Genomic DNA, 22,323 nt, shown 5'->3' with positions numbered 1-22,323 from the left:
CACGGAAGCACCATGCTCATGGATTTTTTGCTGTCGAACGCTCCGAACATCGCGCGGAAGGGGCTGCGCGCCATCGCCTTGCTGCTCAGCTGCGGACTGCCGGCCGTCGCCGTGCATGCCTCCGCGCAAACTGCCGCCGCGTCCTCCTCCGCCACCGCTTCGGCTGCGTCGACGATGCCACGCGAAGCGCAACGCAAGGCCTTCATCCAGGCCTACGCCAGCGCCGAACGCGGCGACCCGGCCTGGCGCAAGCAGGCCGCCGGCCTGAAGAACTATCCGCTGTATCCGTACCTGCAGGCGGCAGCGCTGGAAAACCAGCTGCGCACCGTCACCCGCGCGCAGGTCGAGCGCTACCTCAACACCTGGCCGGACATGCTGCCGGCCGATGACCTGCGCCGCGACTTCCTGCACGAACTGGCGCGCCGTCGCGATTGGGCCGGCTTCAACGCGCTGTACCGGCCGGGACTCGGCGCCACGCTGACCTGCGATCACCTGCAGGGCAAGCTGGCCGCCGGACAGCGGCTGGACTTCGACCGCGACCTCGCCGGCCTGTGGCAGCACACCGCCCTGCCCGCCGACTGCGACCCGGTGCTGGCCTGGGCGCACGATCACAAACTGCTGACGCGCAAGCGGCTCTGGGAACGCATCGACCGCGCCGTCAAAGCCGGACGCGGCGGCACCGTGGCGGCGCTGGCGCAGTGGCTGCACGGCAACGAGGCCATGCACGCCAAGCGACTGGCCCAGGCACTGCGACAGCCCGCGCAGGCCGCGGCCGCCGCCGTGCACTGGCCCGACGACACGCGCAACCGCCAGGCCGCCGCCATCGCGCTGCAGCGGCTGGCGCGCAAGAGCAGCACCGGTGCCGATGCGCTGTGGCCGAAGCTGCGTCGCCACTTGCATTTCACCGCATCGCAGCGACACGACATCGAACACGACATCGCGCTGTTCACCGCCACCGACTTCACCAGCGACGCGATCCAGCGATTGCGCCATCTGCCCAAGGCCGCGCAAAGCGATGCCACGCGCAGCTGGCGTTTGCGGGTGGCGCTGGCGCGGCGCGACTGGCAGGGTGTGATCGATGCCTACGCGGCCATGCCACCGGCACAGCAGCAGGACAGCGAGTGGCGCTACTTCCACGCCCGCGCCCTGGGCGCGCTGGGCCACAAGCATGCGGCCGACAAGGCCTATGCCGATCTCGCCGATCAGACCACCTACTTCGGTTTCCTCGCCGCCGACCGGCTGAACGAGCCGTACACCATCTGCCCCGCGCATGTCGCCGACGCGCCGATCGACGAGACCGCGCTGCTGGCCAACCCCGGCTTGAACCGCGCGTTCGAGCTGTTCGCCGTGCATCTGCCCAAGCTGGCGCGCCGCGAATGGGTGCATGCCTTGCGCGGAGCCAGCGCCGACACCCGCCATCTGGCGGCGATGCTGGCCTATCAGCGTGGCTGGTACGACCGGGCCATCTTCACCTTCAGCAGCGGCGATGCGCTCAAACTCTACGATCAGCGCTTCCCGCTCGCGCGCCAGGATCGGGTCAGCGAACAGGCAAAGGACGCCGGCATCGATCCGGCCTGGGCCTACGCCCTGATCCGCGCCGAGAGCGCGTGGGTGACCGACGCGCGCTCGGGCGCCGACGCCTACGGATTGATGCAGCTCCTGCCCAGCACCGCACGCGTGGTGGCGAAGCAGCTGAAGCTGCCTTTCGGCGGCGCCGAGGACCTGTACGACCCGAAGCTCAACATCGCCCTGGGTACGCATTATCTGGCGAACATGGCCACGCGCTACGGCGGTGCGCCGTGGCTGGCCAGCGCGGCCTACAACGCCGGTCCGCAGCAAGTCGACAAGTGGCTCGCCGCGCGCGGCGACCTGCCGCCGGACATCTTCGTCGCCACCATTCCGTTCCACGAAACTCGCGAATACGTTGCCCGGGTGATGGCCTTCAGCGTGCTGTACGACTGGCGACTGCATCAGCGCACCGTGCCGCTGTCGCAACGCATGCCGCGTTTCGGCAAGCCCTACACGCCGCCGAACGCGAAGACGCCGCGCGAACCGGTGCAATGCCCCAGCGCGCCGGCGAAGACTTCGCCGGCCGCGGCATCCTCCGTGGCCCCCTGACGGGGTAGGCGACCGGCGCGCGATCAAGCACAATCCGGGGCGCATGAAGACTCAGACGCTCGTCCTACTCGGCGCGACCGGATTCGTCGGTCGCTACCTCGTTCCGCGACTGGCGGCGGACGGCCATCGGCTGATCCTGCTGTCACGCAACCGCGAGCAGCATCGCGCGCTGGCGGTGCTGCCCCACGTACAAGTGCGCAGCGCCGATGTGCATGCGCGCGAAGCGCTGGTCGGCCACTTCCGCGGCGCCGACGCGGTGATCAACCTTGTCGGCATCCTCAACGAAACCCACCAGCAGAGCTTCGAGCAGGTGCATGTGGCGCTGACCCGCCGCGTCATCGAGGCCTGCCAGGAAGCGGGTGTGGAGCGACTGCATCAGATGAGTTCGCTGAAGGCCGGCCAGGGCCTGTCGAACTATCTGAAATCGCGCGGTGAAGCCGAGGCCGCGGTGAAAGCCTCGCCGCTGAACTGGACGATCTATCAGCCGAGCGTCATCTACGGACTCGGCGACGGCCTGATCTCACGCTTCCATGCCCTGCTGCGCATGGCCCCCGTGATGCCGCTGGCGCGCCCGGAGGCGCAGATGGCGCCGATCTTCGCCGGCGACGTGTCCGAGGCCATCGCGCGTTGCGTGGCCGACGGGACAGCGAGCAGCCGGCGCACCTTCGAGCTGTACGGCCCGCAGACCTACACGCTGGCGCAGATCGTGCGCATGATCCGCGACGCGGCCGGCCTGCGACGCGCCGTGCTGGGCCTGCCCGATCTGCTCGGCCGCCTGCAGGCGCGCATGCTGGGCCTGCTGCCGGGCAAGCCGTTCACGCTGGACAACTTCAAGTCGCTGCGCACGGCCTCGGTCGGCAAGCGCGACGGCCTGCAGGAACTAGGCATCGTCGCACATCGTTTCGACGCTCTGCTGCCGATCCTGGTCGCCGACGCGGGCCGGCAACGGCAGCTCGATCACATGCGCCAGCAACCGCGCTGAGCGGCCCTTCCCTGCGCCACGCGCATGGCACAATGCGGCCATGCGCATCTATCTGGTCGGCGGCGCGGTCCGCGACAAGCTGCTCGAACGCCCCGTCGTCGATCGCGACTACGTGGTCGTCGGCGCACGCCCCGACGAACTGATCGAAGCCGGCTACAAGCCCGTCGGCAGCGACTTCCCGGTGTTCCTGCATCCGCGCACCGGCGAGGAATACGCACTCGCGCGCACCGAGCGCAAGAGCGGTCGCGGCTACCACGGCTTCACCTTCCACGCCGAGCCGACGGTGACGCTGGAACAGGATCTGGCGCGCCGCGACCTCACCATCAACGCGATGGCCGAGGACGCGGACGGTACGCTGGTCGACCCGTTCGGCGGTGCGGCGGATCTCGAAGCGCGCGTGCTGCGCCACGTCTCGCCGGCGTTCGTCGAGGACCCGGTGCGCGTGCTGCGCGTGGCCCGCTTCGCCGCGCGCTACGCACCGCTGGGTTTCCGTGTCGCCGAGGAAACCATGACGCTGATGCAGCGCATGACCGCCGACGGCGAAATCGATCACCTGGTGCCCGAACGTGTCTGGGCCGAAACCCGCAAGGCGCTGCGCGAACCGCAACCATCGGCATTCCTGCAGGTACTGCGCCAGGCTGGCGCGCTGCGCGTGCTGTTCCCCGAAATCGACGCGCTGTACGGCGTGCCGCAGCGCGCCGAATACCATCCGGAAGTCGACACCGGCGTACATGTCGAACTGGTCGTGGACATGGCAGCACGACTCGCGCCCGGCGACGATCTGGTCGGCTTCTGCGCCCTGGTCCACGACCTCGGCAAGGCGCGCACGCCGGAAGCCGAATGGCCGCGCCACATCATGCACGAGCAGCGCGGCACCGAACCGCTGCGAGCGCTGGCCGAGCGCCTGAAACTGCCCACCGAGCACCGCGAACTGGGCCTGCTGGTCTGCCGCGAACACCTGCATGCGCATCGCGCCTTGCAGCTGAAACCGAAGACCGTGCTCGGCCTGCTCGACAAGCTCGACGCCCTGCGCCGGCCAGAGCGGCTGGACGTGTTCCTGACCGCCTGTGAAGCCGACGCACGCGGCCGCACCGGACACGCCGAGGACGCCTATCCGCAAGCCGACTTCCTGCGCGCCGCGCGCGCGACCGCCGCGGCCGTCACGGCCGCGCCGTTCCTCGAACAAGGACTGCAGGGACCGGCCATCGGCGAAGCCATGCAGCGCGCACGGATCAAGGCCATCGCCGCCCTGGACAAACCCGCCGCCACGTAAGCGCCCCGAAGGCGGCGCGCTTCAGAGACGCTGCGAACGATCCGCCAGACGCACATCCCGAGGCAGCGCGTCGGCGTCCAGGCCGCGCGTGAACAGCATCACCTGGAAGCGTTCGCCCATCTCGCCCGGCAGGGTCAGGTGCTTGACCTCCTGCGCCAGCGCATAGCGCGCTTGCTCGTCCTGCGCCTGCGCGTGCGCCTGCTGGAACGCCTCCTGCAAGCCGCTGGCGATCAGGAACTGCGCCTGCGGCAGATACGCCGCCATCTCGAAGCCCGCATGCACGCCGGCCTCGGCCAGCGCGGTGAAATCGACCGAAGCGGTCAGGTCCTGCAGCCCGGGATGGCGCAACACGTCGCCATGCATGCGCTGACGATAGAACGCGCGCAGCGTGCCGTCGGTGCGCTCGGGATGGTAGTACTCGGCGCGCGGATAGCCGTAGTCGACGAACAGCATCAGCCCTGCCTCCAGCGTGCCGCCGACCGCCTGTATCCAGTACGGCAGCTGCGGCAGGATTTCGGAACGGTAGCCATCCACGAAACGCTCGCCGAGCGCACGTTCCAGATGCCGCACCGCACCCGCCACCAGCGGATCGGCCGGGCGCGCGCTGCGCCGGAAACCGCCCTCGTCGTCGATCTCGACATGCTCCTCGAACACCTCGCCCTCGTGCAGCGTGAAGCGTGTCGTGGGCAGCGCGTCGATGACTTCGTTGGCGAACAGCACGCCGCGCCAGGCCTGCTCCGGCGGACGCTCCAGCCAGGTCACGCGCGCGAACAGCTTCGCCGGCAACGCCATGCGCAGGCGTTCGCCCTGACGTTCGCGCAGATCCGCACTGGGTTCGAGAATGCGATAGCGATAGGGCATCGCGCCGGCGGCATCGAGCGCCTTGATGGCCGCCTCGGCGAACGCGCCGCTGCCGCCGCCCAGCTCGATCATCTCCGCCTGCGGACCCAGCGCGCGCAACGCCGGCGCCAGCGTCTGCGCCACGCACTGCGCGAACAGATCGCCCAACTCGGGCGCGGTGATGAAATCGCCGGCCGCGCCGAACTTCGGCTTGCCGGCGCTGTAGTAACCCAACCCCGGCGCGTACAGGCAACGCTCCATGAAGCGCGAGAACGGCATCGGCCCCTGCGCGGCGATTTCCTCGCGCAGGTGTTCGGCCAGTCGTTCGGCGTGCGCGCGTTCTTCGGCGTCGGGTTCGGGCAGCGAGGGATGCATGGGGATGGCGTTCGAATTCATCGCCGCAAGGATAGCCGATGCCGCCTGCCGGAGCCGCGACCGCGGCCAATCATCGTCCGCAGCGAACACCACGTTGACTACGCTGTCCTAGCCCCGCGCGATGCGTCGTGGACGGATAGAGCGCCCACGCGGGCGCGCCTTACGGGCCGGGCGGTTTGCCCTGCCGCGCCCCCAAGACGCAGACCGCGCCCGGCACGCTGGCCGGACGCGGTGTGCGAACCGCGGGGACGGTGATCAGAAGTCCTTCTGCACGGACAGGTACAGACCGCGACGAGGACCGAATTGCGGAGCGCCGACGCCGATACCGCTGCCGTCACGCAGCTCGTAGGTGCGGTCGAGCGCATTGATGAGCGCCAGTTGCGTGTGCAGCTTGCCGGTATCGGCGAAGCTGAAGTCGTGCGACACGCTCAGGTTCATCTGGAAGTAGTACGGCAGCGAGGCGCCGTTCGGCACCGCGCCATCCTTGCGCAGGCCGCTGCCGAGAATGTAGTTCGCGCCGACCGTGGTGGCGTTGCCGAGGTCGTAGCTGATACCGCCGGACGAGGCCACCTTCTGGTCGTGATCGAGGTGGATGTAGTGATCGGCGATGTAGGCCAGATCTTCGGGAGCGAAGTTGTACTGGCTGGTGATGACGCGCTCGCCCATCGCGCGGCTCAGCGCCAGGTTGAAGTACGCCGACAGCGGGCCATTGGCGTAGTTGGCGGTGAACTCGACGCCGTGGATGCGGCCCTTGGCGTAGTTGAAGGTCGAATACACCAGCGCGGCGCCGAACTGACCTTCGTCCTGCAGACGCTGCACCTTGCGGTAATAGGCGTCCACGCCCAGCGTCAGATGGTTGCCGACGTTCTGCTGCACGCCCAGGTCGAAGTAGTCCGAGCGCTGCGACAGCGGCGTGTCGTTGCCGTTGGCGCCCTGCAGCGCGTTGGTGGTGCCGGCGAACTTGGCGATGTTGTCGGTGCTGATGAGCTCGGTGGCCGGCGGCGTGAAGTAGCGCGCGTAACCGGCATGGACGGTGGTGTTGTCGGTGGCCTGGTAGACCACGCCCAGACGCGGGCTGAGCTGGCTCTCGGTGCGGAAGGCTTCGTACTTGTCGCCGCGCAGGCCGTAGTTCACGGTCCACTTGTCGCCGATGCTCCACTCGTCCTGCACGTAGGCGGCCCAGGTCTTGGCGACGATCTGGTTGCCGTCGACGATGTTGATCGGCGTGGTGCTGGTCTGGTTGCCGTTGGCGTCGGCCGGGAACACGTAGGCGTTGTTGGTGCTGAGCGCGCGCTCGAAGCTGCCGTAGACGCCGTAGCGCAGCGTATTGGTGTCGTTGAGCGGCGTGGAGAAATCGGCCTGCAACGTGCTGGCGCGGTTGCTGCGGTCGATGGCCGAGCTGACGCCGTTGAACATCAGGTCGCCCACCATGTCCGGCATGAAGTCCAGGCTGCTGTAGCGCTGGCCCAGCGACACCTGATAGTCGGTCTGACCCAGCTTGCCCTGCAGCGTCAGCACACCGAAGCGCGTGTTCTCGCTCTGGCGCTCGTCCAGATCCGCCGAGTTGAACGTGGTCTGGTTCATGTACTGGAACTGCGGCTGCTGATCCGGATTGTTGGGGATCTGGAACCGATTGTTGGTCACGCCGAACATGAAGCTGACGCGGGTGTGGTCGTTGACCAGATAGCTCAGGTCGCCGAAGCCCTTCACCTGATTGGTGTGATCGTGGATCGGCTTGCGGCTGGAAGTCGGATTCTCGATGCCGATGTCGCTTTGCAGGAAATTGGCGGTGCCGAAGAAGCTCCAGCGTCCGCTGCTGCCCCACACCGAGGCATTCGGATTGATGGTGCCGAACGAGCCGCCGGTGATGCCGACGCTGCCGCCGTTGCCCAGCGCGTGGCCGTTCTTGGTGGTGATGTCGACCACCGCGGCGGTGCGCTCGCCGTACTGCGCCGGCAGCGCGCCGTCGAGCAGCTTCACGTTCTGGATGATGCGGGTGTCCAGCGTCTGGCCGAAACCGGAGATCGACTCGGGAATCACCACGCCGTTGATGCGGTACTGCAGGTTGGCATGATCGCCGCGCACGTGCAGTCCGCCGTAGGAATCCTTGACCACGCCCGGCGCCTGCAGCAGCACCTGGTTGACCGGCGTGGCGTCGCCCAGCGGCAGCTTCTGGATGGCCTGCTGATTGATCACGTACTGGCTGCTGCCGGTCTCCGGCGACAGCGCGTTGCGCGACTGGTCCAGCGTGGTGCTGACTTCGACCGCGTTCAGATCGACGGCCTGCTTCTGGCTCTGACCATGGTTGGCATCGGCATCCGAGGCCGGCTGGGGCGAGACCGGCTGCGTGGCGGCGAACACGGACGGAGCGGACAGGGCCAGGGTGAGACCCAGGGCGAGCGTGGTTTTCTTCATCGGGACGGTGGTTCCAGGCAAGCGTTGAGGGGAGGCGAAAACTGTAATGTTATAATGTTACATTCACACCCGGCAAACACTCATGGCCCGGAAGTCATGGTCCGGGCGCCACCGTCGCGGGACAAGAGTTTCAGGACAGAATCGACACCGCTGGGCAGCGCGTCGGGCAACGCCTGACACGCCACGTGAAGCGCGATCTCATGCTGCGGTCAGCGCCCGTTCGCGCGCGTTCGCTGCGACGAACGGGACGATGAAAACCGCTGGAGCGGCGCCGCCGATGGCGACGCCTGCGCACATTCAGCGCTTGCTGCGGAATGCCTGGTCCAGCAGCGCCTGATCGAAGCCATTGCCGGCATCGCCATACTCGGCGTAACGGTACAGCGCTGCGGCATAGATGCCCTGCAGCGCCGACTGGATCAGCGCCAGCGCGATGAAAGCCAGCACGCCGAGCACCGCTAGCACCGGGATCAACACCGCCGCGTGCAGCGACACGCTGAAGATGACGCCGGCGAACAGCACCGCCACGATCAGCATGAAGCCCAGCGATAACACCACACTGATGCCGGCATTGCCGATGATGTTTTCGCCCCAGGTGCGCTTGAGCAGCTGCGTGCTGCGCTTGACCGCTTCGTACGGGCCGACGTCGGTCGCCGCCAGCACCGGCACCACCAGGAAAGTCGCCACGGTCCAGGCCAGCCCGATCAGGCCGATCACGAGACGGCCGATCAGGCCCAACCGTTCCTGCAGCGCACGCAGCAGCATGCCCACGGTCGACGCGATCAACGCATAACCGAAGATCTGCGGCCACTTCGAGGCGGCCAGGCGCAGGCCGTCGCCGACCGTCGGCCGCTCGCCGTTCATGCAGGCCATAGCCGAACCGACCAGCGCGGTGTTGAAGAAGAAGATCACGCTGTACTGCACGACGTAGAACACGAACAGGCCGATGTAGAAGCCGACCGAATGCTGGAGTTCCTGTGCCGACGCGCCGCCCCGTGCCTCGAGGGCGGCGAACACCGGCGCCGCGAAGCTGGCCAGCACCAGCAGGCAGCACACGCTCGACAGCAGCGGAAACACCAGCAGGCGGCGCTCCTTGTTCAGCATGCCCGCACTGGCCTTCGCCAGCGCCCAGCTCCGTGCGAATCGACCGGCCATCTCCCCTCCCCCGCGCCTTCGGCGCTACGTGTTCGACTGCCCGCCATTGTGCGCATCGCGCGCGCCCGAATCCAGTCGCGCATCGGCCGCGCCGGAGACGACGCCCTCGCCCATGCGCCCGAAGCCGATGCGCATGTCGCGACCGCTGGGCTGCTGGAACAGCGCCAGACCGAACTCCGGCAGGATCGCCATCAGATGATCGAAGATATCGCCCTGGATGCCCTCGTACTCGACCCACACCGTGGTGTCGGTGAAGCAGTACACCTCGACCGGGATGCCCGCCGGCGTCGGATCGAGCACGCGCACCATGCAGGTCAGGTCGTGGTTGATGCGCGGGTGCGCCTGCAGGTAGGCCAGCGCGTAGGCGCGGAACGTGCCGAGATTGGTCAGCCGGCGCTGGTTGACCGGCACCTTGCCCGGATCGCCGAGCGCGGCGTTCCATTCGGCCAGTTCGTCGTGCTTCTTCTGCAGGTAGTCCTTGAGCAGGCGGAAGCGACGCAGATGCTTCTTCTCCTCGTCGTCGAGGAAGCGCGTGCTGCCGGCGTCCAGATACAGCGCGCGTTTGATGCGCCGCGCGCCGGCGTCCTGCATGCCGCGCCAGTTCTGGAACGAATCGGAGATCAGCCGCCAGGTCGGGATGGTGGTGATGGTCTTGTCCCAGTTCTGCACCTTCACCGTGTGCAGGGCGATGTCGATGACGTCGCCGTCGGCGTTGAACTGCGGCATCGAGATCCAGTCGCCCACGCGCAGCATGTCGTTGGTGGCGATCTGCACGCTGGCGACGAGACTCAGAATGGTGTCCTTGAACACCAACAGCAGCACCGCCGAAATCGCGCCCAGGCCGGACAGCAGCAGCAGCGGCGAGCGATTGATCAGGGTGGCGATGATGACGATGGCGCCGACCACGAACAGCATGATCTTGACCAGCTGCACATAGCCCTTGATCGAGCGCATGCGCGCGTGCGGCGTCTCCTGGTACAGCGACTCCAGCGCGTTGAACACGGCGCTGAGCGCGAGAAAGCTATAGACGATGGTCATCGCCATCGCCAGGCGCTGGATGCCGATGTCCCAGCTGTCCGGCACGTTGGGCACCAGTTTGATGCCGAACTGGATCACCAGCATCGGCACGATCTGCGCCAGACGCTTGAACACGCCAGCGTCCAGCATCGCATCGTCCCAGCGCCAGGCGGTGCGATGCGTCACCGCGCGCACCAGGCGCAGCAGCACGCGGCGGGTGACGATGTTGGTCAGCCACGCCAGCAATACCAGGCCGAGGGCGTACAGTGCCGTCAACGCAAACGGCGAATCGAGCAGGTCTTTGATCTGTTCCATCGAAAAGCGGGACACTGGAGGCAAGTACAAGAGCATAGCCACACAGGTGCGCGCATCCAATGCAGAGCCATAAAACCTCCCGCCCCGTCGCGCTGATCACCGGCGCCGCCCGCCGCATCGGCGCGGGCATCGCGCGCCGTCTGCATGCCGCCGGTTACGACCTGCTGCTGCACTACCGAAACTCGGACGAGGCCATCCAGGCGCTGTGCATGGAGCTGACGGCGGCGCGCGAAAACTCCGTGCACGCCGTCGCCGCCGATCTCGCCGACGCGGAGGCCGCCAAGGTCCTCGTCGACGCTGCGCTGCAGCGTTTCGGCCGGCTCGACGCCCTGGTCAACAACGCCTCGGCCTTCTTCGCCTCGCCGCTGGAGACCACCACGGCCGCGCAGTGGGACACGCTGTTCGCGGTCAACGCGCGCGCGCCGTTCCTGCTGTGCCAGGCCGCCGCACCCGCACTGCGCGCCACACACGGCGCGATCGTCCATCTCACCGACCTGCATGCCGCACGCCCGCGTCCGGACCTGCTCGCCTACGCCGCATCGAAGGCCGCGCTGGAAGCGCTGACCCGCGGCATGGCCGCCGCGCTCGGTCCGGAGGTGCGCGTCAACGCCGTCGCCCCTGGCGCGATCCTGTGGCCCGAAAACGAAGGCGACCCGGCGGCGCGCCAGACCATGCTGGCCAACACGCCGCTGGCGCGCACCGGCACGGTGGAGGACATCGCCGAAAGCGTGCGCTGGCTGCTGATGGACGCCGGCTTCGTCACCGGCCAGATCCTGCGCGTGGACGGCGGCCGCGACGCGCACTGGGTGTGATCGGCCGTCGAACGCACACCGTCCCAGCGTGTGCATGGACCCCATCGCGAGTCGACGAAAAGCCATGGACCGCGAGACCTTCGACCTCGCCTACTTGCACAAGACGATGCGGGAGCTGTTCCCCAAGCGCAGTGATTGCGCTTCGATGGACGATCTGGCGGAAATGATGGGAGAACTCCATGCGTTCTCCATCACCACCCGGCTGCAGCTGCGCCTGTTTCTGAAGAAACATCCTCGCGAACTCATCGAAATCGGCCGGGAGCCGCCCGATGCAGGCCACCAGAGGATGTATCGCGAGTCGATGGGCGACGAGAACTATCTGGGTGCCATCCGCCAGCCATACGGGTTCTACTATCCCGGCCTGATCAGGATCGCCATGGAGATCGAGTTCGGCGCGGCGTGTGCACGACACGACCGTGCACGAGATCCAGGGCATAGGTGCTGGTGTAGAAGTTGGACTCGCAGGCGCGATCCTCCGGCGTCGGGTCAGGCAGCGGATCGCGGTTCCGCGCGACGCGGGCGCAGCCGTCGTCGGCGCAGATCGGCGTGTCGCGCTACATGCCCGGCCAGACGAAATCCTAGCCGTCGGCGCGATGCATGATGAGATGAAACGCTTGAGGGCCAGACGCCGACCAAATCCTGCTTGCGCAGCGTCACGAACCGGATGGCGACTCGCTCGCGGAAGCGCCCGTCGCGGTCGGTTCCAGCACACAGGCCTCGAAGGCCCGGTCGTGATCCGGATGCACGGACCACAGCTGCGCCAGCGTGCGGCCGTCGCCGGGCACCACGGCTTCGGGCGCGATGTCGGCCAGCGGTTTCAGCACGAAGGCGTGACGCAGCTCGTCGCGCGGAATCTGCAGATGGCCCGGACCGTTCACCACGCGGTCGCCGAACAGCACGATGTCGATGTCCAGCGTGCGACTGGAGAAACGCGGGCCGTCGCGGCGGCGTCCCTGGGCGTCTTCCAGCGCATGCAGCCACGCGTTCAGCGCCTCGGGTTCGAGATCGGTGTCGAGACCGACGCCGAGATTGAGAAAATCGTCACCCTCGAAGCCCACGGATGCGGTGCGGTAGGTCGGCGAAACACGCAGCGCGCCGAAGCGTTCGCGCAGCGCCGCCAGCGCCGCGCGCAGATGACGCTCGGGCTCGATGTTGCTGCCCAGGCTCAGAAGCACCGCGGTCATGCGGGACGCGTACCGCGCTCGATCTGCACGCCGACGGCCTTGGCGCCGCGCACCGCGCCCGGCTTGCGCAGGCGCAGGCGCAGCCAGGCCACGCCGAATTCCTCGCGCACGATCTGCGCGCAGCGTTCGGCCAGAGTCTCGACCAGACCGAAATCCGATGCCTCGACGAATTCGATCAGGCGCTTGGACACGGCCTTGTAGTTGAGCGCGTCCTCGATCTTGTCGGTGGCGGCCGGCGCGGTGTTGTCGAACGCCATCTCCAGATCCAGCGTCACCGTCTGGCGCACCATCCGCTCCCACTCGTAGATGCCGATGATGGTGTCGATCTTGAGTCGCTCGATAAAGACGATGTCCATGCGCTTCCTCGGATGCTTGATGCCTTGCGGGCCGACCAGTGTAGCGGGCGACGCCTCAGGCGGTCGCCACGGGATCCAGCGTGTCCAGACTCCAGCGTGGCTGCACCTTGATCTGCGGCCCCTGCGCCTGCCCGGCGGCGAGCCGGATGGCGCCGGCCAGCGCGATCATCGCGCCGTTGTCGGTGCAGAACTCCAGCCGCGGGAAGTGCACGCTGAAGCCTTCGCGCTCGCCGGCCTCGGCCAGTTGCGCGCGCAGACGACGGTTGGCGCCGACGCCGCCGGCGATGATGAGCCGCGACATGCCCGTCGCCTCCAGCGCACGGCGGCACTTGATCGCCAGCGTCTCGACGATGGCCTGCTCGAAGCCGCTGGCGACGTCGGCGCGGGTCTGCTCGCTGCGGTCGCTCTTGTTCCAGGCCAGCAGCACCTGGGTCTTCAGCCCCGAGAAACTGAAATCCAGACCGGGGCGATCGGTCATCGGCCGGGCGAAATGGTAGGCGCCCGGGTCGCCCTTGAGCGCCTCGGCCGCCAGCACCGGGCCACCCGGATAGGGCAGACCCATCAACTTGGCGGTCTTGTCGAAGGCTTCGCCGGCGGCGTCGTCCAGGGTGTCGCCCAACACCTCGTAGTCGCCGATGCCGCGCACCGCGACCAGCATCGAGTGCCCACCGGACACCAGCAGCGCCACGAACGGCGGCTCCGGCGGATCGGGTTCCAGCAGCGGCGCCAACAGGTGACCCTCCATGTGGTGCACGCCGATGGCCGGCAGGTCCAGCGCCCAGGCCATCGCCCGCGCGGCGCTGGCGCCGACCAGCAGCGCGCCGACCAGTCCGGGGCCGGCCGTGTAGGCCACGCCGCCCAGATCGCGCATGCCCAGGCCGGCGCGGTCCAGCGTCTCACGCACCAGCGGCATCAGCTTGCGCACGTGGTCGCGGCTGGCCAGCTCCGGCACCACGCCGCCGTAGTCGGCGTGCAGCTTCACCTGCGAATACAGGGTGTGGGCCAGCAGTCCGCGCCCGGGCTGGTCCGGGTCCCACGAAACCAGGGCCACCCCGGTCTCGTCGCACGAGGACTCGATGCCCAAGACAGGCTTTGAAAATTTGCTCATATGCACGTTATACTTCGCGGCTCGCCCGATTTCAGCGGGCCAGTTTACCAAGTGGAGATTCCATGCCCAGCGTCAAAGTCCGCGAGAACGAGCCGTTCGAGCTTGCCCTGCGTCGCTTCAAGCGTACCTGCGAAAAGGCCGGCGTGCTGGCCGAAACTCGCAAGCGCGAGTATTACGAGAAGCCGACCCAGGAGCGCAAGCGCAAGCGCGCGGCTGCGGTGAAGCGTCACCTACGCCGCCTGTCGCGCGATACCGCGCGCCGCACGCGTCTGTACTGAGCATCAGGCCTATCGCGCGCGGCTGATCCGCCCGACCGCTTCGGCGGCCCGGCCCGATCTGCCTTGCGCACCGATCTAGAGCCTGCACCAGCCGGTGTCGTGGATGCGACACCGGCTTTTCGCGTTTGCCGCGTCACGACCCTCAGGATGCCGTCATGAGCCTCAAAGCCCGCCTCATCGAAGACATGAAGAACGCCATGCGCAGCGGCGACAAGCCGCGCCTGGGCGTGATCCGTCTCATCAACGCCGCGATCAAGCAGCGCGAAGTCGACGAGCGCATCGAACTGGACGAGCCGCAGGTGCTGGCCGTGCTGGAGAAGATGCTCAAGCAGCGCCGCGATTCCGTCAGCCAGTACGAAGCCGCCGGCCGCGAGGACCTGGCCGAGGTCGAGCGCTTCGAGATCGGCGTGATCGAGACCTACCTGCCCGCGCCGCTGAGCGAGGCCGAGCTCAGCGCCCTGATCGACGTCGCGATCACCGAGACCGGCGCCGAATCGATGCGCGACATGGGCAAGGTCATGGCCCTGCTGAAGGACCGCGCCGCCGGCCGCGCCGACATGTCGGAAGTCTCCAAGCAGCTCAAGCAGCGCCTGGGCTGAGGCCGCTCAGACGGACGCTCCGGCGTCCGTCGTCGCATCGAAGTCGAACCCCAGCGCCTGCGCCGCGTGCATCACGGCGCGGCACTGCGCCACGATCGCCGACGAACGCGGCACCAGCCGCGGCCGACTGTCCAACGTGCATTCCAGCGAGCGCTGCAACAGCGCCTCGTGCGCCGCGTGCAGGGCGTCGGCCTGCGCCGGGTCGAACAGACCGACCGCCTTGCAGGCGTCGATCAGCGCGGCATTGGCGGTGTGCTCCAGCAGCGTTGGATGCCGCGAAGCGTGCGCCAGCACCAACCCCTGCAGCAGAAACTCGATGTCCAGCAGCGCGCCCGCGCCCTGCTTCAGATCCAGCCGCTGCGCGTCCGAACGATCGCGCTCGCTGCGCCAGCGATGGCGCATCTCGCGCACTTCCGCGCGCACCCGCTCGACATCGCGTGGCTGCGACAGCACTTCGTATCGCACCGCGCGCAAGCGCTCGCCCAGCGCCGCATCGCCCGCCACCGGACGCGCGCGCAGCAGCGCCTGATGTTCCCAGGTCCAGGCACGCCCGCGCTGGTAGGCGGCAAAGGATTCCAGACTGGTGACCAGCATGCTCTTGGCGCCGTCCGGGCGCAGCCGCGCATCGACCTCGTACAACCGCCCGGCGCGGGTCAGCACCGACAGCCAGTGCATCACCCGCTGCGCCATGCGCTGGTACCAGCGCACGCCGTCCAGCGGGCGCTCGCCGTCGCTGCGCAGCTGCGCGCGCTCGCCGTCGAACACGAACACCAGATCCAGATCCGACGCGAAACCGAGCTCCTCGCCGCCCAGACTGCCGTAGCCGAGCACGCTGAAGCCCGAACCCTCGCCGGGCAGACGCCCGTGCTGCGCGACCAGTTCGCGTTCGGCCAGCGCCAGCACCGCGCCGACCGTCTCGGCGGCGAGGCTGGCCAGACGACGCGCGCAGGCGACCGCATCGGCGCGGCCGTCGCTGAAGGCCAACCCCAGCCGGAACGCCAGACTGGCCTTGAGCTCGTTGATGCGTTCGAGATCGCCCTCGGCATCGCGCTCGTCCAGCGCCTTCAGCGCCCGCGCAATCTCGACCGCGATGTCGGCGCGCTTGAGCGGCAGATGATCCATGCGCGGGTCGAGCACGTCGTCCAGCAGCAGCGGCTGCGCGATCACGCACTCGGCCAGAAAAGCGTGCTCGGCGAACAGGCGCGCCAGTCGCTTGCGCGCCGCCGGCTGCTCTTCCAGCAGCGACAGGTACGAGGAACGCCGCGCCACCGCCTGCACCAGTCGGGTCAGCCGCTGCAGGCAGGTTTCCGGCGCCGCAGTCTGACGCGCGGCGGCGATCAGCTGCGGCATCAGCCGCTCCAGCCGTTCGCGACTGCGCGCCGACATCGCGCGCACGGCGGCGGCCTGCGACAGCTTGTTCAGGGCATCGGTCAATTGCGAGGCATCGCTGAGGCCGCTGGCTTCGAGCCGCTCCGTCGTCAGCGCCTGCTCGGTGGCCGCGCGCCACAAGGCGCTGTCGCCTTCGGGCGCGGCCGCATGCACGCCGGCCTCGGGCACCAGCACGGCATGGAATTCCTCGGTCACGGCGGCGCGGTGTTCGGCCAGCTCGACGGCCAGCGTCTCCCAGTCGGCATAGCCCAGCCCCAGCGCCAGGCGCGCGCGCAACGTCGGGTCGTCCGGAATATCGTGCGTCTGCGCGTCACGCAGCATCTGCACGCGGTTTTCCAGGTGCCGCAGGAACGTCCACGCCTCGCGCAGACGACGCACGCGACCGCCCGGGATGTAGCCCCGCGCCTCGCACACGTCGAGCGCCGGCAGCAGCCCGCGCACGCGCAGCGACGGATCGCGGCCGCCGCGGATCAGCTGTTCGAGCTGCACCACGAACTCGATCTCGCGAATGCCGCCCGGCCCCTGCTTCAGATTCTCGGACAGGTCCTTGCGCGCGACCTCGGCGTCGATGCGCGCCTTCATGTCGCGCAACCCGGCGAACGCGGTGTAGTCGAGGTACTTGCGGTAGACGAACGGACGCAGCATCTGCAGCAGCGCCTTGCCGGCGCTGCGGTCGCCGGCCACCGGCCGCGCCTTGATCCAGGCGTAGCGCTCCCAGTCGCGACCCTCGCGCTGGTAGTACTGCTCCATCGCCGCGAACGGCAGCGCCAGCCGGCCGGCGCTACCGAACGGCCGCAGACGCAGATCGACGCGCGCGACGATGCCCTGCTCGGTCGGCTCGGCCAGCAAGCGCACGAACTGCCGGCCCACGCGCGCGAAGTATTCGCCGTTGTCGAGCGCGCGGCGGCCGTCGCTCTGACCCGACTCGGCAAAGCCGAGAATCAGGTCGACGTCGGACGAGAAATTCAGCTCGTTGCCGCCGAGCTTGCCGAAGCCCAGCACGACCATGCGCTGCGCTTCGCCCTCGGCGTTGCGGGCCACCCCGAAGCGCTGTTCGACGTGCGCCTCCGCCCACGCCAGTGCGCGCTGCAGCAGCGCCTCGTAGAGCGCACTGGTGTCGCCCAGCGTGTCGCTCAACGTATCCAGCCCGTTGGCGTCGCGGAACACCAGGCGCATGGCCTCGGCGTCGCGGAAATCGCGCAGCGCGCGCATGCAGCCGGCCTCGTCGTCGGGCAGTACCAACTTCGCGGCGCGCTGGGCGACGTCGCCGCCGCCGCGCAGCCAGTCCAGTCCGGCCGCGTCGAGCAGATGCGGCTGGCGCATCAGCACCTCGCCGGCGAAATCGCTGACCAGCAACATGCGACGGATGCGCTCGGCCACGCCGGCGTCGTCGTGCACGGTAACGCCGGCCGCGCGACAGCGGGCAATCACCTCGGCATAACGCTCGGCCACCCGGGTTTCGAGCGCATGCGGCAGGGAAACGGAAGTCATGCGCGCATTATCGCGTTTGCTGCGGCCCATGCCAGCCGCAAACCGCGTGAATGCGTGTGATCTGCCGTTCATGTCCGCATCGTTACATTGATGCTGCAGTATGCTTTCACTTCTGCGCCCGGTGGGCGCAACGCACGCCGTGATGCGGGTTCGCCCATGAAACATTCCGTACACCTTTCGTCCCCGACACAGTGGTCGCCGCTGGCCAAGACCGGCGCGGTCGTGCTGCTGGCGTTGCTGTTCATCCTGGCGACGGGCTGGATCGACGGCGGCCCGGGCATCGCTGTGCATGAATTCTGGGCCGCGCCGGCCTGGGCGCACTGGTGGGACGCACCCTGGCGCATGTTCGCCAACGCCGTACCCGGCCTGCTGCTGGCGCTGCTGCTGCTGTTCGCGATCCGCAAGGCCATCCTCGCGTTCCTGCTCGCCTTCGGCGCGGAAGCGCTGTTGTACGGCGTCAATGCGCTGAAGGTCGCCAACCTCGGCTCGCCGTTGATGCCGGCCGATTTCCAGATGGTCGGCCAGATGGGCGATGGCGGCGGCGAATTGCTCAGCGGCTACCTGCCGCACAGCGTCGGACCGTATCTGCTGATCGCGGCCGCGATCGCGCTGCTGGTCGCGCTGATCCGCTACGAACCGCCGCTGCTGCAAAAGCGTGCGCGCCGCACTCGCCTGGTCGGCGGCGCAGCGACCGTGGCCCTGCTCGGCACCCTGCTGGCCGGCGCTTCCGCCTGGTCCGTGATCTACAGCCGCACCGCGCTGGGCATGCAGCCGTGGTCGGCCAAGGCCACCGCCAGGCACACCGGTCTGGTCAGCTCGCTGATGCTGTTCCGCCTGCAGTACAGCGCCGGACGCGACAAGCCCAACGTCGCCGACGCGCTGCAGATGATGGCCAGCTACGACCCCGCCATCCAGCGCGCCAAGCACACCGACAACGCCGCCGCCGACAACGACGGCAAGCCGGATATCGTGGTCATCCTGAGCGAGTCGTTCTTCGACCCGACCATTCTCAACGGCTACCCGAAGGGCACCGACTTCATGCCCAACCTGCGTCGGCTGGCCAAGCACGGCGTGTCCGGCGAGATGCACTCGCCGACCTTCGGCGGCGGCACCATCCGCACCGAGTTCGAGGTGCTGACCGGCCTGCCGTTGCGCTACTTCCCGGACATCCAGTTCCCGTACCTGCAGATCCACGCCAAGAGCATTCCGGGCATCGTGCATCTGCTGAAGGACAACGGCTACCAGACCCTGGCCGTGCATGGCGGCGAAGCGGGCTTCTGGAACCGCGTGACCGCGTTCAAGGCGCTGGGCTTCGACAAGTTCATCGCCCAGGACCAGTTCCCGGCGAACGATGCCGTGCAGGACGGCAAGTACATGTCGGACAAGTCGTTCACCGACGAGCTGCTGCGCCAGCTGCCGGACGACGGCCCGCCGCGCTTCGTGCTCGGCATCAGCATCGAGGCGCACGGTCCGTACGATCAGGACTACGGCATCGATACCAAGGTCCGCGACGCCATTCCGGTGCCGCCGAGCATCACCGGTTCGGCGCGCACGCAGCTGCAGAACTACATCTATCACATCCGTCACGCCGACCAGCAGCTGGGGCGTCTGGCCGACACCCTCGCCAAGCGCAAGCGGCCGACGCTGATCGTGTTCTTCGGCGACCACCTGCCGGCCATCGTGCCCGCGTTCCAGCAAGCAGGCTTCCGCAACGGCCAAGGCTTCCTGGTACAGACGGTGCCGTACCTGCTGATCGACACCTCGCGCCTGAAGACCGCCAAGCCGGTGCAGAAGAACGTGGCCGCGTGGGAGCTGCCGGGCATGCTGCTCGCGCGCACTTCGATCCACGACAACTACTTCGCGCTGACGCAGCTGGTGGCGCCGCAGCTCGCCGCGCTGACCCGCGCCCCGGACGCGCCGCCGCCCGAAGAGGACGCCACGCAGAAGACGCTGGACAAGGGCATGACCAACATCGCCCGCCTGCGCCTGAAGGGCAAACTGGACGACGGCCTGTGGGCCAAGGCCGCGGCGATGGCGCCGCAGGACGCGCCGACGCCGCCGTCCACCGACGGACAACAGGCCGCGGCCGGCGCGGAATCCGGCACCGGCGCAGGCACCGTCCAGCCGCAGGCCGCGACCACCCCGCACGCCTCGTCCTACCCCTGACGCCCATCGACAGCGCGCGGATCCGCCGTCGGCTCCGCGCGCGGCTGACTGCCTGATTCGCCGACCTCAGGCGACCGCGTACGCGCCCATGCGCACCTGCGGACGCATCGCCAGCATCTCGCCGCTGTCGTCGATCAGCTGCAGCTCGCCGTCCTGGATCAGACACTGCAGGCGCATGCCGCGCTCGCAGCGCGACGCCAGCGTCTGCATGGTCTCGGCATCGAGATCGAGCACGCACAGATTGCGGTTGCGTCCCAGCGATGCGCCGACGCGCTCCCACCACAGTTCGGCGCTGCGACCGCCATAGTTCAGCACCACCACCTGCTGCGCCCGCCCGCAGGCCTTGCGCAGACGCGTCTCGTCCGGTTCGCCGACGTCGATCCACAGCTCGATCGCGTCGCCGTAATCCTTGCGCCACAGCGCCGGTTCGTCCTCGTCGCTGAGACCGCGGCCGAACTGCAGGCGCTCGTCCGCGTACAGCGCAAACGCCAGCACGCGCGCCATCATGCGCAACTCGGTCTCGGAAGGATGCCGGGCCACGGTCAGCGCGTGGGTCGCGTAATAGTGGCGGTCCATGTCGCTGATGGACAGCTCGGCTTTGTAGATGGTGGAACTAAGCGCCATGTGCGGATTCCCCGGGGTCGACCGCCCATTGTACGTGTTCGCGAGCCAAAGCCCGGCTAAAGAAAAACCCCGCCGAAGCGGGGTTTTTCGTGTTGCAGGTCGGGAATGACCGGGCTTACATCATGCCGCCCATGCCACCCATACCGCCCATGCCACCCATGCCGCCGCCAGCGCTCTCGCCGCTGTCGTCCTTCGGCACTTCGGCCACGACGGCCTCGGTGGTGATGGCCAGACCGGCGACCGAGGAAGCGTTCTGCAGCGCCGAACGCGTGACCTTGGTCGGGTCCAGGATGCCGAATTCGATCATGTCGCCGAATTCGCCGGTGGCGGCGTTGTAGCCGAAGTTGCCCTTGCCTTCCTTGACCTTGTTCAGCACCACGCTGGCTTCTTCGCCGGCGTTGCTGACGATCTCGCGCAGCGGCGCTTCAAGGGCACGACGGGTGATGGCGATGCCGTGGTTCTGGTCGACGTTGTCGCCGGTCAGACCTTCGACCGCGACCAGCGCACGGATCAGGGCGACGCCGCCGCCCGGGACCACGCCTTCCTCGACGGCCGCACGCGTGGCGTGCAGGGCGTCTTCGACGCGCGCCTTCTTCTCCTTCATCTCGACTTCGGTGGCGGCGCCGACCTTGATGACGGCCACGCCGCCGGCCAGCTTCGCCACGCGCTCCTGCAGCTTCTCGCGGTCGTAGTCCGAGGAGGTCTCCTCGATCTGCGCCTTGATCTGGCCGATGCGGGTCTGGATCTTGTCGGCTTCGCCGGCGCCATCGATGATGGTGGTGTTTTCCTTGGTGATGACGACGCGCTTGGCGCGGCCCAGGTCGTTGACCGTGGCCTTCTCCAGCTGCAGACCGACTTCCTCGGAAATGACCTGACCGGAGGTCAGCACGGCCATGTCTTCCAGCATCGCCTTGCGACGATCGCCGAAGCCCGGCGCCTTGACGGCGGCGACCTTGACGATGCCGCGGATGGTGTTGACCACCAGCGTGGCCAGAGCCTCGCCCTCGACTTCCTCGGCGACGATCAGCAGCGGCTTGCCGGCCTTGGCGACGGCCTCGAGCACCGGCAGCAGGTCACGCACGTTGGAGACCTTCTTGTCGTGCAGCAGGATGTACGGGTCTTCCAGTTCGACCTGCTGGCTCTGCTGGTTGTTGATGAAATACGGCGACAGGTAGCCGCGGTCGAACTGCATGCCCTCGACCACGTCCAGCTCGTTGTCCAGGCCCGAGCCTTCCTCGACCGTGATCACGCCTTCCTTGCCGACCTTCTTCATGGCCTCGGCGATGATGTCGCCGATGTTGGAGTCGGAGTTGGCGGAGATGGTGCCGACCTGGGCGATGGCCTTGTCGTCGGCGGTGGGCTTGGACAGGTTCTTCAGCTCGCCGACGGCCGCGATGACGGCCTTGTCGATGCCGCGTTTCAGATCCATCGGGTTCATGCCGGCGGCGACCGCCTTCATGCCCTCGCGGATGAACGCCTGCGCCAGCACGGTGGCGGTGGTGGTGCCGTCACCGGCGATGTCGGAGGTCTTGGAAGCTGCTTCCTTGACGATCTGCGCGCCCAGGTTCTCGAGCTTGTCGGTCAGCTCGATTTCCTTGGCGACGGACACGCCGTCCTTGGTGATGGTCGGAGCGCCGAAGCTCTTCTCGAGCACGACGTTGCGACCCTTCGGGCCCAGCGTGACCTTGACCGCGTTGGCGAGCGTGTTCACGCCCTTGAGCAGACGCGCGCGGGCGTCTTCGCCGAAACGTACTTCTTTAGCTGCCATGATGGTTCAACCTTTTTCGGTAATCAGGGAATGGGATTCGGAGGGGTGCCGGAAGCGGCCC

18 protein-coding genes are annotated in these 22,323 nt (G+C 68.0%); 8 read left to right on the top strand and 10 right to left on the bottom strand.

Going from position 1 to position 22,323, the window contains the following annotated elements; translation table 11 throughout:
• The first annotated feature begins 12 nt into the window (after positions 1-12).
• Genes LF63_RS02235 through LF63_RS02225 form a run of 3 tightly spaced genes read left to right on the top strand, consistent with a single transcriptional unit; the run spans position 13 to position 4,373 of the window.
• Positions 13-2,118, top strand: a complete 2,106-nt coding sequence (locus LF63_RS02235) for a transglycosylase SLT domain-containing protein (RefSeq protein ID WP_052394580.1) — start codon at positions 13-15, stop codon at positions 2,116-2,118.
• A gap of 43 nt (positions 2,119-2,161) precedes the next feature.
• A complete protein-coding gene (locus LF63_RS02230; protein WP_043099336.1) occupies positions 2,162-3,100 on the top strand; it encodes a complex I NDUFA9 subunit family protein in 939 nt (312 codons plus the stop codon).
• Between the two features lie 40 nt (positions 3,101-3,140).
• Positions 3,141-4,373, top strand: coding sequence for a multifunctional CCA addition/repair protein (locus tag LF63_RS02225; protein ID WP_043099333.1), 1,233 nt, complete (start codon positions 3,141-3,143; stop codon positions 4,371-4,373).
• Between the two features lie 21 nt (positions 4,374-4,394).
• Here the strand turns inward: LF63_RS02225 and LF63_RS02220 are convergent, their stop codons facing one another.
• The 4 genes from LF63_RS02220 to LF63_RS02205 form a co-directional block, all read right to left on the bottom strand.
• Entirely contained in the window at positions 4,395-5,588 is a 1,194-nt protein-coding gene (locus LF63_RS02220; protein WP_043102946.1) for a class I SAM-dependent methyltransferase, read from the bottom strand.
• A gap of 255 nt (positions 5,589-5,843) precedes the next feature.
• Entirely contained in the window at positions 5,844-8,003 is a 2,160-nt protein-coding gene (locus tag LF63_RS02215; RefSeq protein ID WP_043099332.1) for a TonB-dependent receptor, read from the bottom strand.
• A gap of 297 nt (positions 8,004-8,300) precedes the next feature.
• Entirely contained in the window at positions 8,301-9,155 is an 855-nt protein-coding gene (locus tag LF63_RS02210; RefSeq protein WP_043099330.1) for a DUF6159 family protein, read from the bottom strand.
• Between the two features lie 24 nt (positions 9,156-9,179).
• On the bottom strand, positions 9,180-10,487 hold the full coding sequence (locus LF63_RS02205; RefSeq protein ID WP_052394578.1) for a mechanosensitive ion channel family protein: 1,308 nt from the start codon (positions 10,485-10,487) through the stop codon (positions 9,180-9,182).
• 59 nt (positions 10,488-10,546) lie between these two features.
• Between LF63_RS02205 and LF63_RS02200 the strand changes: the two genes are divergently transcribed.
• Both LF63_RS02200 and LF63_RS02195 read left to right on the top strand, forming a co-directional pair.
• A complete protein-coding gene (locus LF63_RS02200; RefSeq protein ID WP_043099329.1) occupies positions 10,547-11,299 on the top strand; it encodes a pteridine reductase in 753 nt (250 codons plus the stop codon).
• A 64-nt stretch (positions 11,300-11,363) separates the two neighbouring features.
• A complete protein-coding gene (locus LF63_RS02195) occupies positions 11,364-11,900 on the top strand; it encodes a hypothetical protein (RefSeq protein WP_043099327.1) in 537 nt (178 codons plus the stop codon).
• A 52-nt stretch (positions 11,901-11,952) separates the two neighbouring features.
• Here LF63_RS02195 and folK read toward each other — a convergent pair whose 3' ends face one another.
• Genes folK through tsaD form a run of 3 tightly spaced genes read right to left on the bottom strand, consistent with a single transcriptional unit; the run spans position 11,953 to position 13,947 of the window.
• Complete coding sequence (gene folK / locus LF63_RS02190; RefSeq protein WP_043099325.1) at positions 11,953-12,483, bottom strand: 2-amino-4-hydroxy-6-hydroxymethyldihydropteridine diphosphokinase; 531 nt, start codon at positions 12,481-12,483, stop codon at positions 11,953-11,955.
• Positions 12,480-12,839 (bottom strand): dihydroneopterin aldolase, encoded by a 360-nt coding sequence (gene folB, locus LF63_RS02185; RefSeq protein ID WP_043099322.1) that lies wholly within the window; start codon positions 12,837-12,839, stop codon positions 12,480-12,482. The genes folK and folB overlap by 4 nt, the downstream gene beginning before the upstream one ends.
• Before the next feature lie 55 nt (positions 12,840-12,894).
• A complete protein-coding gene (tsaD, locus tag LF63_RS02180) occupies positions 12,895-13,947 on the bottom strand; it encodes a tRNA (adenosine(37)-N6)-threonylcarbamoyltransferase complex transferase subunit TsaD (protein ID WP_043099320.1) in 1,053 nt (350 codons plus the stop codon).
• A 62-nt stretch (positions 13,948-14,009) separates the two neighbouring features.
• On the opposite strand from tsaD, the gene rpsU reads away from it, so the two are divergent.
• Together rpsU and LF63_RS02170 are read left to right on the top strand one after the other, a co-directional pair.
• Positions 14,010-14,225, top strand: a complete 216-nt coding sequence (gene rpsU / locus LF63_RS02175) for a 30S ribosomal protein S21 (protein WP_043099318.1) — start codon at positions 14,010-14,012, stop codon at positions 14,223-14,225.
• A 155-nt stretch (positions 14,226-14,380) separates the two neighbouring features.
• Positions 14,381-14,824: a GatB/YqeY domain-containing protein gene (locus LF63_RS02170; RefSeq protein WP_043099315.1), complete on the top strand. Its 444-nt coding sequence runs from the start codon at positions 14,381-14,383 to the stop codon at positions 14,822-14,824.
• 6 nt (positions 14,825-14,830) lie between these two features.
• Here LF63_RS02170 and glnE read toward each other — a convergent pair whose 3' ends face one another.
• A complete protein-coding gene (gene glnE / locus LF63_RS02165; protein ID WP_043102941.1) occupies positions 14,831-17,704 on the bottom strand; it encodes a bifunctional [glutamate--ammonia ligase]-adenylyl-L-tyrosine phosphorylase/[glutamate--ammonia-ligase] adenylyltransferase in 2,874 nt (957 codons plus the stop codon).
• A 156-nt stretch (positions 17,705-17,860) separates the two neighbouring features.
• On the opposite strand from glnE, the gene LF63_RS02160 reads away from it, so the two are divergent.
• Entirely contained in the window at positions 17,861-19,870 is a 2,010-nt protein-coding gene (locus LF63_RS02160; protein ID WP_081945047.1) for an LTA synthase family protein, read from the top strand.
• 66 nt (positions 19,871-19,936) lie between these two features.
• Here LF63_RS02160 and LF63_RS02155 read toward each other — a convergent pair whose 3' ends face one another.
• Both LF63_RS02155 and groL read right to left on the bottom strand, forming a co-directional pair.
• A complete protein-coding gene (locus LF63_RS02155) occupies positions 19,937-20,494 on the bottom strand; it encodes a YaeQ family protein (protein WP_043099313.1) in 558 nt (185 codons plus the stop codon).
• A 115-nt stretch (positions 20,495-20,609) separates the two neighbouring features.
• Entirely contained in the window at positions 20,610-22,262 is a 1,653-nt protein-coding gene (groL, locus tag LF63_RS02150; RefSeq protein ID WP_043099311.1) for a chaperonin GroEL, read from the bottom strand.
• Between the last annotated feature and the right edge of the window lie 61 nt (positions 22,263-22,323).

The sequence above is a fragment of the Oleiagrimonas soli genome (assembly GCF_000761445.1).
GTDB classification, from domain to species: domain Bacteria; phylum Pseudomonadota; class Gammaproteobacteria; order Xanthomonadales; family Rhodanobacteraceae; genus Oleiagrimonas; species Oleiagrimonas soli.
This window is presented reverse-complemented; position numbering and strand designations above follow the sequence as displayed.